Raw genomic sequence first — 14,829 nt, 5'->3', positions numbered from 1 at the left:
CCCTCGACCCGGCCCCGACCCACCCCCGGGCAGAAGGCACAACACCGCCGGGGACCCCGGCGGTGATCCGCTGCGGTTTCGCCACGTACTTCGACGAGGGCTTCCACATCGACCACTGGGCCACCGAGTACCGGCTGCCGGACGGGAGTTGGCGGCTGGCGAGGGCCGGGCCGAACCGCAGACGTTCGGCGTGCGGGACCTCAACGGGATCGAGGCCCGGTCCCGGTAGCCGCTTCGAGACCAGCGCACAGCGACGTGGCCGGGGTGCGTGCACCCCGGCCACGTACGGAAATCACCGCGAGATCAGCGCGAGATCAGCGCGAGAGGATCAGACCCCGACCTTCTCCCCCTCGACCGTCGGCGGCGGAGGCGGGGTCACCGCTTCGGGGGTCTCGTCGTGCGTGAGGTCCGGCAGGCGGTTCAGCCACTTCGGGAAGTACCAGTTGCGCTCGCCGAGGAGGGCCATCACCGCCGGGAGCAGTACGCCGCGGATGATCGTCGCGTCGATGAGGACCGCCGCCGCGAGGCCGACGCCCATCTGCTTCATGGACTGCATGGACAGCGTCCCGAAGATCGCGAACACGGCGACCATGATGACGGCGGCGCTGGTGACGACACCGGCCGTGGTGACGACGCCGTGCTCGATGGCGTCCTTCGTCGTACGGCCCCGCAGCCGTGCCTCGCGGATCCGCGAGACCACGAACACGTGGTAGTCCATCGACAGGCCGAAGAGGATCACGAAGAGGAACAGCGGCAGCCAGGTGATGATGGCGCCCACACCCTCCGCGCCCACCAGCGAGGCACCCCAGCCGTGCTGGAAGACGCCGACGAGGATGCCGTAAGCCGCCCCCACGGAAAGGAGGTTGAGGACGATCGAGGTGATCGCGATCGTCAGCGAGCGGAACGACAGCAGCATCAGCAGGAAGGCGAAGACCACGACGAAGGCGAAGACCGGAGTCACCGCGCCGGCGAGCTGGTCGTTGAAGTCCTTCGAGCCCGCGACCTGACCGGTGACCGGCGCCTCGAGGCTGTCGACCTTGCCGAGCGTCGCCGGACGCACCTCGTCGCGGATGGTCGTCAGGCTCTCCTCGGCCTTGTCGAGGTCCGAACCGCCCACCAGCGGCACGTACACGAAGGCGATGTTCTGTGCGTCGTGCACCTTGACGTCGATCGGGCCGCGCGAGGCACCCGACTCCACCGCCTGCGCACGGAAGTCGGCGATCGCGGACTTCACCTCGGGCGAGTTGATGTCCTCGGCCTTGACGACCACCTCGGCCGGGTCGGACCCGCCGGGGAAGGCCTCGTTGACCCGGTCGTACGTCGCCACGATGGGCAGCGAGTCGCCGAACTCCTGGTCCAGGGTGAGGTTCTGGGTCTTCATGCCGAGCGCGGGAGCCGCGATGGCGAGCAGCGCACCGGCCGCGACCACCAGCGAGATGCCGGGCTTGGCCAGCACCACCCGCAGCACGCTCTTCCAGAACCGGCTCTCACCGCCGGCCGTACCGTCCTTGCGCTTACGCCGCTTGTCCGGGTGCAGGAACGGAATCCGCCCATTCTCCACGCGCCCACCGAGCAGCGAGAGCAGCGCGGGCAGCACCGTCACCGAGCCGACCATGGCGACCGCCACGACCATCAGCGACGCCAGGCCCATTCCCTCGAACTCGGCGATCCCGGTGAACAGCATGCCCGCCATCGCCACGCACACCGTGACACCGGAGACGATGATGGCGCGGCCACTGGTCGCCGCGGCGATCCTGAGTGCCGTCTGCGAGTCGTGTCCTGCCTCCCGCTCCTCGCGCTCGCGCCGCAGGTAGAACAGGCAGTAGTCGACGCCGACCGCGAGGCCCACCAGCAGCATCACGGAGCTTGCGGTGTCGCTCATCGGCATCACATGGCTGACGATGCTCATCAGACCCATCGTCGCGACGATCGCGGTGATCGCGAGGGCCACCGGCACCAGCGCCGCCACCACCGCGCCGAACGCGACCAGCAGGATGCCGAGCGCCACGGGCACGGCGGAGTACTCCGCCTGCTGGAAGTCCTCACCGAACGCGTCGTCGAACGTCTTCATCATGCTGGCGCTGCCGATCTGCTCGATCGTCAGCGACTCATGGTCCTTCTGCACCTCTTCGACAGCCTTGAGCACGGGCTCCACGCGCTCGCCCGCGGTGTCCGCCTCGCCGCGCATGTCGAACTGCACGAGCGCGCTGCGGCCGTCCTTCGAGATGGTGTCGGTCTCGTACGGCGAGGTCACGTCCGTCACCTTGCCGGTCTTCTCGACCGCCTGCATCACGGCCGTGACGGCGGCGCGGAAGTCCGCGTCCGTCGCCTTGATACCGGAGTCCTTGGCCTGGACGAGCACGGTCTCCCCAGCCGGCTCCTCGATCCCGGCGTCCTCGGCGATGGCCGCGGCCCGGCTGGTCTCACCGCTGATCTGATCGCTGTCCTTGACCTCGACCGTGCCCGCCGCGGAGCCGAGCCCCATCGTCAGGACGACGAACAGCATCCAGATCCCGACGGCCGCCCAGCGATGCCGGGCACTCCAGCCGCCGGCCCGGGCGGCTATGCCCCGCACCCGTGTGTCTCCGTTCCCCATGACGGGCTTGCCCCCTCGTCTTCAGGCGACGGCCCCCTGCCGCCTCCTTCGTTCATTACGAAGGTATGTGCCGGATAAAGAGGTCTCGTCGTGCTGCCCGGTGAAGTGACGGCGGGCCGGGTCCTCCTCCTGGGCCCCGGGACGTCAGCATCTGGGAGGAGGAGGCCCCTTACACGTACTTGGACTTCTCGGGGTCGCGATCAGGGCGTCCTGCCCGCCGGACGCCGCGTCCGAACTGTCGCCCCTGTTCCGCTTTGTTATTGCGAACACTTGTTGAATGGGTCACAGGTGTATGTAGGTGTTGATCTGCGCGCGTCAATCAGCCAGGGTTTCGTGCCAACCGCCGGGTAACTTTCCGTGCCCGGCGGCGAGTTTTCCCCCCACACAAACCCCCCACAGACACCACGAGGAGACCCCTCTTCATGGCAACACAGCAGCGTGCGCGCAGAATGAAGCTGACCGCGGCCATAGCCACCACCGCCACCGCGGTGGGCATGACCGTCGTCGCGGGCACCACCGCCGGTGCGGCCGCTCCGGCCGAGGGCAAGGTCTACGGCCTCGACGCCAAGGGCGCCGTTTCCGGCAGCTACATCGTGCTGCTCGACGAGAAGACCACCAAGAGCGCCAAGAAGGACCTCGCCCAGCAGTACGGCGGTTCCCTGAAGCGCACCTACGCCTCGGCCGTCAACGGCTTCTCCGCGTCCGGCCTTTCGGAGACCGAGGCCAAGCGGCTGGCCGCCGACGCGTCCGTCGCCAAGGTGGTCCAGAACAAGAAGTTCCACATCGACGCCACCCAGGCCAACCCGCCCTCCTGGGGCCTGGACCGCATCGACCAGACCGAGACCGCGGGCGACGACGCCTACAACTACCCCGACAGCGCCGGTGAGGGCGTCACCGCGTACGTCATCGACACCGGAGTCCGCGTCAGCCACAGCGACTTCGGCGGCCGTGCCTCGGACGGCTTCGACGCGATCGACAACGACGACACCGCCCAGGACGGCAACGGCCACGGCACGCACGTGGCGGGCACCATCGCGGGCGAGGCGCACGGCGTCGCGAAGAAGGCGAAGATCGTCGGCGTCCGCGTCCTCGACGACCAGGGTTCCGGCACCACCGAGCAGGTTGTCGCGGGCATCGACTGGGTCACTGCGAACCACTCCGGCCCGTCCGTCGCCAACATGAGCCTCGGCGGCACCGTCGACGAGGCCCTCGACGCGGCCGTCCAGAAGGCCATCGCCTCCGGTGTCACCTTCGCCGTCGCGGCGGGCAACGAGTCGGCCGACGCGAGCCAGGGCTCACCGGCCCGCGTCCCCGAGGCCATCACGGTCGCCTCCTCCACCGAGGACGACCAGCAGTCGGACTTCTCCAACTTCGGTTCCGTCGTGGACCTTTACGCCCCCGGCTCGGAGATCACCTCCGACTGGAACACCGGCGACGACGCCACCAACACCATCTCCGGTACGTCCATGGCGACCCCGCACGTCGCGGGCGCCGCCGCCGTCTACCTGGCCGGCCACCCCGACGCCACCCCGGACCAGGTCAGCCAGGCGCTCACCGACGGCGCGACCGCGGACACGATCTCCAACGCGTCGCCGGGCACGCCGAACAAGCTCCTGAAGATCGTCGAGTAATGAGTAACTCGTAATGAGTAACTCGTATCGAGTAGCGCGTATCGAGTAATGCGTTACTCCCACGACCGCGGCCGTCGTGCCCGCCCCCACGGGGCACGACGGCCGCCTTATCGTGTGCGGATGACGACGTATGCGGCGCTTTTGCGCGGGGTCAACGTAGGCAGCAGCAAGAAAGTCCCGATGGCCGAACTGCGCACGCTGCTGCAAGGGCTCGGCCTCGGCGGCGTGAGCACCTACCTCCAGAGCGGCAACGCGGTCTTCACCGCGGAAGGCCGCGACGAGGACTCCCTCGCCGCGGACATCACCCAGGCCATCGAGAAGCACTTCGGCTTCACGACCGATGTCCTGGTCCGCGATCACCCGTATCTCCAGGCGGTGCTGGACGCCTGCCCGTTCCCGGCCGCCGAACTGCAGCCCAAGCAGCTCCACGTCACGTACCTCTCGGCACCGGCCGGCCCCGAACGGTTCGCGTCACTGGACCAACAGGCCTTCCTGCCCGAGGAGTTCCGCCTCGGCGACCGCTGCCTCTATCTCTACGCCCCCGAGGGCCTCGGCCGCTCCAAGCTGGCGGAGACCCTGTCGAGGCCCCGGCTGACGAAGGGCCTCATCGCCACCACCCGCAACTGGAACACCGTGGTCAAGCTGGCGGAGCTGACCCTTGACTGACCGCCGCGAGGGGCGACATGACTTCACCGTCGGTGTGCCACCGGCCCCTTTTCGAGTTCCGCCTCGATCAGATCCGCCGCGCGCTTCGTGCCGCCCTCCGTCGCCATCTGCTCCTGGAGCTCCCCGAGCCGTCGCGCCACCTCCGGGTCGCCGGTCAGCGTGAGGACGGCCTCGCGGAGAGTCTGCGCGGTCGCCTCCTCCATCGGTACGTGGCGGGCGACGCCGAGCGACTGGAGCATGTCGGCGTTGCCGAACTGGTCGACGGCCTGGGGCACGCACACCATCGGCGTACCGGTCGCCAGGCCCTCCTGGCTGCCGCCCGCGCCCGCGTGCGTGATGAACGCGTCGGCCTGCTTCAGGATCGCCAACTGCGGCACCCAGTCCCGTACTTCCACGTTCCCGGGAATCGTGCCGAGCTCGGCCGGGTCGACGTGCTTGCCGATCTGGAGCACCATGTGCCAGCCCGGCAGATCGCCGAAGGCCTTGACGCACTCGCGGTAGAAGTCCGGCTGCTTCGTGAAGCTCGACCCCAGCGACACGAGCAGCACCTTCTCGGCACCGGCCGGACGCTGCCAGTCGCCCTGCGCCGAGCGGTCGCCCTGGCAGGCGCCGACGAAGGTGTAGCGACTCCGGTCGACCCGGTCGGCGTTGGGCTGGAGTGCCTCAGGGATGAGGACGAGGCAGCGGTCGGGCCGGCCCATGAAGTCCTCGACGCTGAGCTCCATACCGCTGTCGGCGATCCAGCGCGCGAAGGTCTCGAAGAAGGCCTTGCCGCGCGGTGTCTGCTTGAGCGGCTCGAACATCGGCCTCCCGACCTCCTCCTCGTACCCCTCCCAGGCCACGAGGTTCGGTGAGAACTGCATGATCGGTACGCCCCAGCGGTGGGCCAGGGTCCGGGCCGGATAGGCCGTGATGTCGTAGAGCACCAGGTCCGGCTCGTCCCCCTCGTACGCGGCCGCAAGCTGCGGCTCCGCCTGGAGGGCGTCGCTGAGGAACGGCTCGATATGGTCGATCAGCTCGGTCCCCCACGCCTCGGGGTCGTCGTCGGCAGACGGCAGCGTCGACTTCCAGAGCTTGGGCTCGGCGCCCGTCTCGGCGACCTTCTCGGCGAAGGCGGGCGGGATCGCGTACGTCACGCGGTGCCCGCGGGATACCAGCTCTCGGATCACTTCGAGGCTCGGGTTCACATGCCCGTGGGCGGCGATGGAGAACATGGCGATGTGGGCGGGGCGGGAGGTGGTCATGGCGACGACCATAGACGAGACGAGACGTCTCGTGCAACCTATTTTGCCGCGGCCTTGTCCGCGGTAGCGGGGTCTGGCCGGATCAGGTACTACGGAGAGCGGAGTCCGACGCCGTCAGGAGAGGGCGGTCGCCGTCAGGAAGGGACGGTTCATCGTGGACACGCGTATCGACGAGATCGCCGAGGGCATCTACCGGATCTCGACCCACTTTCCCGAGATCGCCCCGCCCGCCGGCTTCACCTTCAACCAGTTCCTGGTCGCGGCCGAGGAACCGCTGATCTTCCACACCGGGATGCGCGCGACCTTCCCGGCGGTCTCTGAGGCGATCGGGCGCGTGCTGCCGGTGGAGCGGCTGCGCTGGGTGACGTTCGGGCATGTCGAGGCCGACGAGTGCGGCGCGATGAACGAGTTCCTGGCCGCCGCCCCGCACGCCGAAGTCGCCCACAACGCCCTGGGCTGTGCGGTCACCCTCAACGACCTGGCGTCCCGGCCGCCGCGCCCGATGAACGACGGCGAGAGTCTCGACATCGGCGGCAGCCAGGTGCGGCGGATCGTCCGTAACATCAACACCCCCCACGTACCGCACAACTGGGAGTCCCGGCTGCTGTTCGAGGAGCGCACCCGCACCCTCTTCTGCGGCGACCTGTTCACCCATATCGGCAACGGTCCCGCCGTCACCGGCGACAACCTCGTCGAACTCGCGCTGGAGTCCGAGGAGACGTTCCGCCAGATCTCCTGCCTGACCGCCACCACGACCGCGCTGCGCTCGCTCGCCGATCTGCGGCCGACGACGCTCGCGGTGATGCACGGCTCCTCGTTCAACGGCGACTGCGCCGGGGCGCTCAAGGACCTCGCGGACGCGCTGGAGTCCCGCTTCGGCCCGGAAGCCGCGTTCGTCAGCCGGCCCGACGTCGTCGCCGAACCGCATCCCGGACTCGGGTGACCAGGAACCAGGCAGCTCTGGCTACCCTGGCGGCCCTCGCCATCGTGCTGACGGACTGGCGCGGCACCAAAGCAGTGCGCATGCCCTGGTGAGGGCTCCCACCAGGGCGAATGCGACACTGGGCGGCCGGACTTGCGAGCCATGGGAGACGAGTGATGGACGAGGCACGGGCTCGGGACGTGCTCGCCGAGGCAGGGCTTGGCAGGGGCACGGAGGGCATGGAGGGCGCGGAGCTGCTCGCGCTGGGCGAGAACGCCGTGTTCGCCGCCGGCGACCTGGTGGTCAAGGTGGGACGCGACGCCGAACTCCTCGACCGGGCGCGACGGGAACTCGCCATCGCGGTCTGGCTCGCCGAGGCGGGCGTCCCCGCGGTACGGGCCGCCGAGCCCGAGGCGCGACTCGTGGCCGGTCACCCCGTGACCGTCTGGCAGCGGCTGCCCGCCCCCGTACGGCCCGCCGAACCGCGTGATCTGGCCGAACTGCTGCGGAGGGTGCACGCCCTGCCCTCCCCCGCCTTCGCCCTGCCGCACCGCGAGCTGCTGGGCGGTGTCGAGCGCTGGCTGCGGCTCGCGGGCGACGCGATCGACCCGGCGGACGCCGCGTATCTGCGCGAGCGCCGCGACGGCTTCGCCACGGCCGCCGCCGCACTCACCCCGCAGCTGCCGCCGGGCCCGATCCACGGCGACGCGCTGCCCCGTAACGTCCATGTCGGCCCCGACGGCCCGGTCCTGGTCGACCTGGAGACGTTCTCCGCCGATCTGCGCGAGCACGACCTGGTGGTGATGGCCCTGTCCCGCGACCGCTACGGGCTGCCGCCCGAGGCGTACGACTCCTTCACGGACACGTACGGCTGGGACGTGCGCGAGTGGGACGGTTGCGGCGTACTGCGCGGGGCGCGTGAGACGGCCAGCTGCGCCTGGGTCGCCCAGCATGCGCCGAGCAACCCGAAGGCGCTGGCGGAGTTCGAGCGGCGGGTGGCTTCGCTGCGGGACGGGGACGAGACGGTTCGCTGGTATCCCTTCTGAGGCCATCCAAGGTCTGAGGCCTTGAGGCCGCCGTCCCGTCAGCCCCGGCCGCGGATCGTCCCGGCCGCGCGGTGCAGTTCGACGAGGACTGTACGGACGGCTTTGCGGGCCGTCCGCTCGGGACGGTGGAGCGCGTCGATGTGCCGCCAGGCCTGTACGCCGCTGAGCGGCCTGAGGACCAGCGCGGGGTGCGGGCGCATCGTCCAGCGAGGCATCAGGGCGAGGCCTCCGCCGGCGGCGACGGCCTCGGCGACCACGGCGAACTCGTTGATGCGGTGGGCGATGTGGAGCCGCCTGCCCGCGGCCGTGGCGATGGCGTCGATGGTGGCCAGCACCGGGAAGCCGTCGTGGGCCGTGATCCAGGGCTGCTCGGCCACGTCACGCGGGGTGAGCCGCCGCTTGACGGCCAGGGGGTGATCGGCGGGCATGGCCACGTCGAGCGGTTCACGCAGCAGCGTCGTGGCGGTCACGGTACGCGGCCATCCCGGGGTGTGTTCGAGGCGGTGGGCGAGTACGAGGTCGTACTCCCGGGTCAGAGGCGGGAAGTCGTCCTGTGTCACGTCCGCGTCGGCGAGGGCCAGTCGTGGTCCGTCGGGTGCGGCGAGACTCCGTAGCAGCAAGGGGAAGAACGCCGAGCCCGCGCTGTGGAAGGCCGCCACCGACACCTCGCCGTCCGGCCGGTCGACGAACTCGGCGACCGTATGCCGGGCCCGCTCCAGGGCCGTCTCCACCTCGATCGCCGCGCCGGCCAGGGCCTGCCCGGCGTCGGTGAGGACCAGCCGTCGCCCCTGACGCTCGGTGAGCGGGACGGGCATCGCGCGTTGCAGCAGCCGCAGTTGCTGCGAAATCGCCGAGGGCGTCACCAGCAGCGCCTCGGCGACGGCCGTGACGCTTCCCAGTTCGCCGAGCTCCCGCAGGATCCGCAGCTGTCTTTCGTCCATCCACTGAGTGTAGGGAAACTACAGGGTTGGTTTAGAAAGTGGTTCTGGGCTTCAGGGATGTCGCGGGTGCAGGGTGGGCGCGTGCCTGATGCCCGCCGTACCGATGCGGTACTTCTCCTTGTCGCGCTCGTCTGGGGTTCCAGCTACCTCTCCGCCCAGACGGCAACCGCCGCGCTGCCCGTCCTCGTGGTGCTCTTCGCCCGGTACGCGCTGTCCGCACTCGCCTGTGCCGGCCTCGTCGCCACCGGCCGTCGAGGGTCCCGGCGATGGACCCGTGACGAGATCCGGGCCGGCGTGCCCCTGGGGATCACCCAGGCCGCGGTCCTGCTGGTGGAGACGTACGGCGTCGCCCACACGAGTGCCGCCAACGCGGGGCTGATCATCAGCCTGACCATCGTGCTCGCTCCTCTCCTCGACCGCTCGGGTCACCCCGGTGGCCTGCCTCCCGCCTTCTTCGCCGCCGCCGGGGTGTGCGTGCTGGCCGTCGGACTCCTCATGTCCGGCAACGGCTTCCACGCGCCCCGCCTCGGCGACCTGTTGATGCTCGGCGCCGCGGTGGTACGGGCGGCGCACGTGGCACTGGTCGGACGGCTCACCGCGGGCCGGGCGATACGTCCGCTGCAGCTGACGACGGTGCAGACCCTGGTCGGCTCGGCCCTGTTCCTGGTGCCCGCCGCACGCGACCTCCCGGTCCTGGCGCACGCCGACGCCGCGACCTGGGCCCAGCTGGTCTATCTCGCCCTGTTCTGCAGCGTGTTCGCCTTCCTGGCGCAGACGTGGGCGGTCCAGCGCACCTCCGCGAGCCGGGCCAGCCTGCTGCTCGGCACCGAACCGATCTGGGCCGCCGCGGTGGGCATCGGTCTCGCAGGCGAACGCTTCACGCTGCTCACCGGCCTGGGCGCGGCCCTGATGGTCGCCGGCACGTACTGGGGCCAGGCGGTCGAACGGGCCCACCGCACCGCCGCCCCATCAGGGGCGCGGGGAACTGCGCGACCAGCCACGACGAACCCGCAGTTCAAAAACGACCGCAGTTCACCGGCTCTCCAAGCGGAGCGCCCTCGCATCGCAGAGGACCCCGAATGCCCGACAGCCACGGCACAACCAGCACCGACGACGCCTACCCGACCTACCAGCGTCTGATCACCCTGCTCGACACCTCCTCCGTCGACTACCGACTCATCGACCACGAGCCCGAAGGCAGCACCGAAGCCGTCTGCGCCCTGCGCGGCCACCCCACGTCCGAGGCCGCGAAGTGCATCGTCCTCAGGGTCAAGGTCGACCGGCGGACCTCGCGCCATGTCCTCGCGGTCGTTCCCGGAGACCGGCGCGTGGACCTCGACGCCGTCCGTACGCTCTACGCCGCCCGCTATGCCGGATTCAGCGATGCGGCCACCGCCGAACGACTGGCCCGCGCCGTACCCGGCACCGTCCTTCCCTTCAGCTTCGACCCCGATCTGGAACTCGTCGCCGACCCGGACGTCCTCGCCCAGCCGCGGCTCTACTTCAACGCCGCCCGCCTCGACCGCTCCCTGGTCATCTCCGGCAAGGACTACGCCCGGGTCGCCAAGCCACGGGTGGAACGGATCGCGAGCCCGGGCGGACCCCATCGCGTAGCACCAGAACAAGCCAATGCGAGTGGCCTGCGCGACAGAAGTGGTTGAAAATGCTGAACGTACGTCCGGGCCGGGGTTAGCCTCGTTCTCCCATTGGGGGCGAACTGGCGTACGTACGAAATCACTTCGGGGGGTCCGTGTCGGAACAGCGGCCGGTGCCACCGGACTCACCGACGAACGAGGCTGCCGCGCTGCGGGCGACCGGTGCCTCACCCCTGCGGCCCGGCGACCCCGGCCGTGTCGGCCCCTACGTGCCGCTGGGGTTGCTCGGCAGCGGTGGCATGGGACGGGTCTATCTGGCTCGTCCCGCGGACGACGGCCCCGGTCTGTTCGCGGTGAAGGTGATCAGACCGGAGTACGCGGAGGACGCCCAGTTCCGGCGCCGGTTCCAGCATGAGGCGTCGGTGCACGCCCGGGTCCGTACACCGCGCACGCCGCGATTATGCGGCACGGGCTTCCAGGACGAACGGCTGTGGATAGCCACCGAGTACGTCCCGGGACTCGATCTGGCGGAAGCCGTACGTGAGGACGGCGCCCTGGATGCGGCCACGGTCTGGCGTCTGGTGAGGGAACTGGGGCAGGCGCTTTCCGACTTCGCGGCCACGGGGATCGTGCACCGGGATCTCAAGCCGTCCAACGTACTGCTGTCCGTCCGGGGCGCGCATGTGATCGACTTCGGCCTTTCGAAGGCCGCGGACGCGAGCGCGATCACCGGCACGGGCATCCGGGTGGGAACTCCGGCCTACATGTCACCGGAGCACCTGAGGACGGGCCGGTGCGACACGGCGTCGGATGTCTTCACGCTGGCCGGGACGTTGGTCTACGCGTCGACCGGGCGTGCTCCGTTCGGTGACGGCACGGGTGTGGACGTGATGCACCGGGTGGCGTTCGAAGAGCCGAATCCGGAGGTGATCGGTGCGATATCGGCGGCGGACGAGGCGCTCGCTTCGCTGCTGTCCGCCTGCCTGGCCAAGGAGCCGGAGCGGCGGCCTGTCCCGCAGGACCTGATCGACGCGGCGGCCCGGGCACACTCCAGGGCGAACTCCGGGGCGAACTCCGGGATGCCCCTCTGGCCCGAGCCGCTGGGCGGCAAGGTGCTGGCCCGGCAGCAGGCGTACGAGACGCTGCACCGCCTCCCCGTCGAACAGACGACGTCCGGGCGGGTGCCCCAGCCCGCTTCACCCAGTTCCGTACAGGAGCAGGTGCCCCACCCCACTCGACCCGGTTCCGCACCGGAGCAGGCGCCCCGCCCCGCTCCACCCAGTTCCGTACCGGAGCAGGCGCCCCACCCCACTCCACCCAGTTCCGGGCCACCGGTGCGGGCGGCAGCTCCGTCCGCCGTCACACCGCCGGGGCGGTCACGCCCGGGAGGAGCACCTCCTTGGGCTTGGGTGCGGAGGAAGCCGGTGCTGGCCGTCGCCGGGGGCATCGTCCTCTGCGCGGTGGCCGCGGGGGTCTTCGTGCTCGCACGTCAGAACACCGACGCAAGCGCTTCGTCCCCGGAAGCCGGTGCGCCGACCGCCGTCGGCACCGTGCCCGGCGACACCGACGTGTCGCCGGTGCCCGGAGCCCCGGACGGGACGTCTGCCCCAGGCGCGCCCGGCACGTCCGGCAAGTCCGGCAAAGGTGCCAACGGCGTCGGCGGCGACACCTCGCGTCCCGAGGCCTCCAGCACCGCCGACGACGACCGCCGAAACGATCCCTCTACGCCCGGTACCGAGACCAGCGCCCCCGCTGACGCCTCTCCGTCCCGGAGCAGCCCGCCTCCCGAGCCGCCGTCCAAACCCGCGACCCCACCCTGGATCTCCGACTGCACGCACTACTCCGGCAACGGACTGACGCGCCAGGGAGACAGCGGCAAGCGCGTGCTCCAGGTGCAGTGCATGCTGACGAAGCGCGGGTACAGCGTGGGGAACACCGGTGTGGACGGCGACTTCGGCCCCGGAACGGAGTCCGCGGTGCGAAACTTCCAGAGCGGCAAGGCACTCGACGCCAACGGCGTCGTGCGCCGCGAGACCTGGATCGCGCTGCGCAGCACGGAGTGACGTCCTCAACGCCGCCGCGCCCTGAGCCTTCTACGCGAGGCTCGACGGGCGACGCGGCGCCCCCTCAGACCCGCTCGCTCGCCGAGTCCCGCAGCGGCCACGTCCCGTCGACCACCGCTGTCGCGTCCCCCTTGCGGCGCAGGAAGCTCTGGAAGTCGGCCGCCCACTCGGCGTACCACTCGATCTGACGACGGTGCAGCTCCGCCGGGCCGAGGGCCGCGACCTTCGGGTGGCGGCCGGCTATGGCGCGGGCGAGCCGGGCCGCTGCCAGGGCGTCCGCCGAGGCGTCATGGGCGGAGTCGAGCACGACCCCGTACTCCGCGCAGACCGCTTCGAGGTTGCGCTTGCCGCGGCGGTAGCGGTCCACGGAGCGGTCGATGGTGTAGGGGTCGATGACCGGCGCCGGGGCGAGTCCGTCAAGGCGCTCGCGCAGCGACGGCAGTTCGTGACGCCGCAGCTCCGCGGAGAGCAGGGTCAGGTCGAAGGCCGCGTTGTACGCCACGACCGGCACGCCCGTGCGCCAGTACGAGACGAGTACCGAGGCGATCGCGTCGGCCACTTCGTCGGCCGGGCGGCCCTCCGCGGCCGCCCGTTCGTTGCTGATCCCGTGCACCGCCACCGCGTCCGCCGGGATCTCGACTCCCGGATCGGCCAGCCACTCGCGGTGCCCGATCGGCTCTCCGCCCCTGACCTCGATCACCGCCCCCGTGACGATGCGCGCCTCGCGCGGATCCGTCCCGGTCGTCTCCAGGTCGAAGCCGATCAGCAGCTCGCCGTGCCAGCCCATACCGGGCCCCCTTCTTCGTGGTGCGTTCCCCCAGTGATCTCTACGATCCCATGTGCCACTGACAATCAGAGGACCGCGTTCCGCTTATCGGCATTCCGCTCACCGGTCACGGGAGTTGTCAGGACACAGGCCGCGAATCCGCCCAAGCCAGCTCGAACTCCTCGCGGTACGTACCGAAAAGCCCCTCTTCGCCGGTGTCATCCGCTTTCACCACGCGCCCGCCGCCGCGCAGTACGAGCACCGGCGCCTCCATGCCCCGCGTTCGGCGCAGATAGGACTGGACGACCGCTATGCCGTCCGAGCCGTCCCCGTCGACGAGATACGCGCTGAAGCGGGGCGTCTCGTCGTACACCTGGATCTCGAAGGCGCCCGGGTCACGCAGCCGGGACCTCACCCGCCGCATGTGCAGGATGTTCATCTCGACGGAGCGGCTCAACTCGCCGCGCTTTATGCCGAGTTCGCGCTCACGCCGTTTCACGGTGCTGGAGGCCGGGTTCAGGAACAGCAGCCGCACCCGGCAGCCGGACTCGGCGAGGCGCACGAGCCGCCGCCCGGAGAAGTTCTGCACCAGCAGGTTCAGGCCGATGCCGATGGCGTCGAGGCGGCGGGCACTGCCGAAGATGTCCTCGGCGGGGAACTGCCGCATCAGCCGCACCCGGTCGGCGTGCACGGCCACCACGTCCGCGTACCGGTCGCCGACCAGGTTCTCGACGGCGTCGACGGGCAGCCGCCGCGCGGACGGCACATCGCTGCCCGCCCCGAGTATCTCCAGGAGTTTCGCGGAGGCGCGCTCGGCCTGGGCCAGGACCGCCTCGGACAGGGCGCGGTTGCGCGAGACGACGTTCCGGGTGACTTCCAGTTCGTCCAGAGCGAGTTCGACGTCCCGGCGCTCGTCGAAGTACGGCTCGAAGCATGGCCAGTGCTGCACCATCAGCTCGCGCAGCTGCGGCAGCGTGAGGAAGCTGAGGACGTTGTCGTCGGCGGGGTCGAGCAGATAGCCCTTGCGGCGGCTGACCTCGCGTACCGCGACGGCGCGCTGCACCCATTCCTGGCCGGCGGGTCCTGCGGCGGCGACCACCCAGTCGTCCTCGCCGTGCACGGGTTCGTAGATGGGGCGCAGAACAGCGGCCACGACCGCGCGCAGCCGCTGTTCGACGAGGTTCAGCCAGATGTAGGCGCGTCCGGCCCGCTGGGCGCGCGTACGCACCTCGCCCCAGGCTTCGGCGCCCCAGTCCAGCTCCGCTCCGATCTCCATCGGTCGCGCCAGAGACACCGCCCCGGGTGGGACATTCGTGGAGTTCCCCTCGTGACCACCGTCACCAGGAGGCAGCTCCCGCC

12 protein-coding genes and 1 pseudogene are annotated in these 14,829 nt (G+C 70.4%); 7 read left to right on the top strand and 6 right to left on the bottom strand.

Translation table 11 applies throughout. The features are described 5' to 3' along the window. Together G5C60_RS51350 and G5C60_RS43495 are read right to left on the bottom strand one after the other, a co-directional pair. Window positions 1–274, bottom strand: a 274-nt coding sequence (locus tag G5C60_RS51350; protein WP_206440728.1) for a hypothetical protein, incomplete at its 3' end; no start/stop codon positions are given. A 54-nt stretch (window positions 275–328) separates the two neighbouring features. Further along, complete coding sequence (locus G5C60_RS43495; RefSeq protein WP_165268511.1) at window positions 329–2,596, bottom strand: MMPL family transporter; 2,268 nt, start codon at window positions 2,594–2,596, stop codon at window positions 329–331. Between the two features lie 422 nt (window positions 2,597–3,018). On the opposite strand from G5C60_RS43495, the gene G5C60_RS43490 reads away from it, so the two are divergent. Together G5C60_RS43490 and G5C60_RS43485 are read left to right on the top strand one after the other, a co-directional pair. After that, window positions 3,019–4,227, top strand: coding sequence for a S8 family peptidase (locus tag G5C60_RS43490; protein ID WP_165268509.1), 1,209 nt, complete (start codon window positions 3,019–3,021; stop codon window positions 4,225–4,227). A gap of 120 nt (window positions 4,228–4,347) precedes the next feature. After that, window positions 4,348–4,893, top strand: coding sequence for a DUF1697 domain-containing protein (locus G5C60_RS43485; protein WP_165268507.1), 546 nt, complete (start codon window positions 4,348–4,350; stop codon window positions 4,891–4,893). Window positions 4,894–4,916: 23 nt separating this feature from the next. Here G5C60_RS43485 and mgt read toward each other — a convergent pair. Beyond that, a pseudogene (mgt, locus tag G5C60_RS43480) lies at window positions 4,917–6,174 on the bottom strand (macrolide-inactivating glycosyltransferase). A gap of 117 nt (window positions 6,175–6,291) precedes the next feature. On the opposite strand from mgt, the gene G5C60_RS43475 reads away from it, so the two are divergent. Together G5C60_RS43475 and G5C60_RS43470 are read left to right on the top strand one after the other, a co-directional pair. After that, window positions 6,292–7,080 (top strand): oxygen-binding di-iron domain-containing protein, encoded by a 789-nt coding sequence (locus tag G5C60_RS43475; protein WP_165268503.1) that lies wholly within the window; start codon window positions 6,292–6,294, stop codon window positions 7,078–7,080. A gap of 155 nt (window positions 7,081–7,235) precedes the next feature. Then, a complete protein-coding gene (locus G5C60_RS43470) occupies window positions 7,236–8,105 on the top strand; it encodes a phosphotransferase enzyme family protein (protein ID WP_165268501.1) in 870 nt (289 codons plus the stop codon). Between the two features lie 38 nt (window positions 8,106–8,143). Here G5C60_RS43470 and G5C60_RS43465 read toward each other — a convergent pair whose 3' ends face one another. Then, the gene (locus tag G5C60_RS43465) at window positions 8,144–9,046 is read right to left on the bottom strand and encodes a LysR family transcriptional regulator (protein WP_165268499.1); all 903 of its coding nucleotides are present in this window, start codon (window positions 9,044–9,046) and stop codon (window positions 8,144–8,146) included. Window positions 9,047–9,127: 81 nt separating this feature from the next. On the opposite strand from G5C60_RS43465, the gene G5C60_RS43460 reads away from it, so the two are divergent. From G5C60_RS43460 to G5C60_RS43450, 3 genes are all read left to right on the top strand, one after another. Then, complete coding sequence (locus tag G5C60_RS43460; protein ID WP_165268497.1) at window positions 9,128–10,186, top strand: EamA family transporter; 1,059 nt, start codon at window positions 9,128–9,130, stop codon at window positions 10,184–10,186. After that, window positions 10,126–10,707 (top strand): YbaK/EbsC family protein, encoded by a 582-nt coding sequence (locus G5C60_RS43455; protein WP_165268495.1) that lies wholly within the window; start codon window positions 10,126–10,128, stop codon window positions 10,705–10,707. Before G5C60_RS43460 ends, G5C60_RS43455 begins: the two co-directional genes overlap by 61 nt. An 89-nt stretch (window positions 10,708–10,796) precedes the next feature. Further along, window positions 10,797–12,704 (top strand): protein kinase domain-containing protein, encoded by a 1,908-nt coding sequence (locus G5C60_RS43450; protein ID WP_338146090.1) that lies wholly within the window; start codon window positions 10,797–10,799, stop codon window positions 12,702–12,704. A gap of 64 nt (window positions 12,705–12,768) precedes the next feature. Here the strand turns inward: G5C60_RS43450 and G5C60_RS43445 are convergent, their stop codons facing one another. After that, window positions 12,769–13,491 (bottom strand): 3'-5' exonuclease, encoded by a 723-nt coding sequence (locus G5C60_RS43445; protein WP_165268493.1) that lies wholly within the window; start codon window positions 13,489–13,491, stop codon window positions 12,769–12,771. Between the two features lie 118 nt (window positions 13,492–13,609). Continuing rightward, the gene (locus G5C60_RS43440) at window positions 13,610–14,821 is read right to left on the bottom strand and encodes an SAV2148 family HEPN domain-containing protein (protein ID WP_241267495.1); all 1,212 of its coding nucleotides are present in this window, start codon (window positions 14,819–14,821) and stop codon (window positions 13,610–13,612) included. Window positions 14,822–14,829: the final 8 nt, after the last annotated feature.

It is taken from the genome of Streptomyces scabichelini (assembly GCF_011045015.1).
GTDB classification, from domain to species: domain Bacteria; phylum Actinomycetota; class Actinomycetes; order Streptomycetales; family Streptomycetaceae; genus Streptomyces; species Streptomyces scabichelini.
The sequence above is the reverse complement of the archived record's forward strand: the minus strand, read 5'-3'. Positions and strand labels throughout refer to the sequence as shown.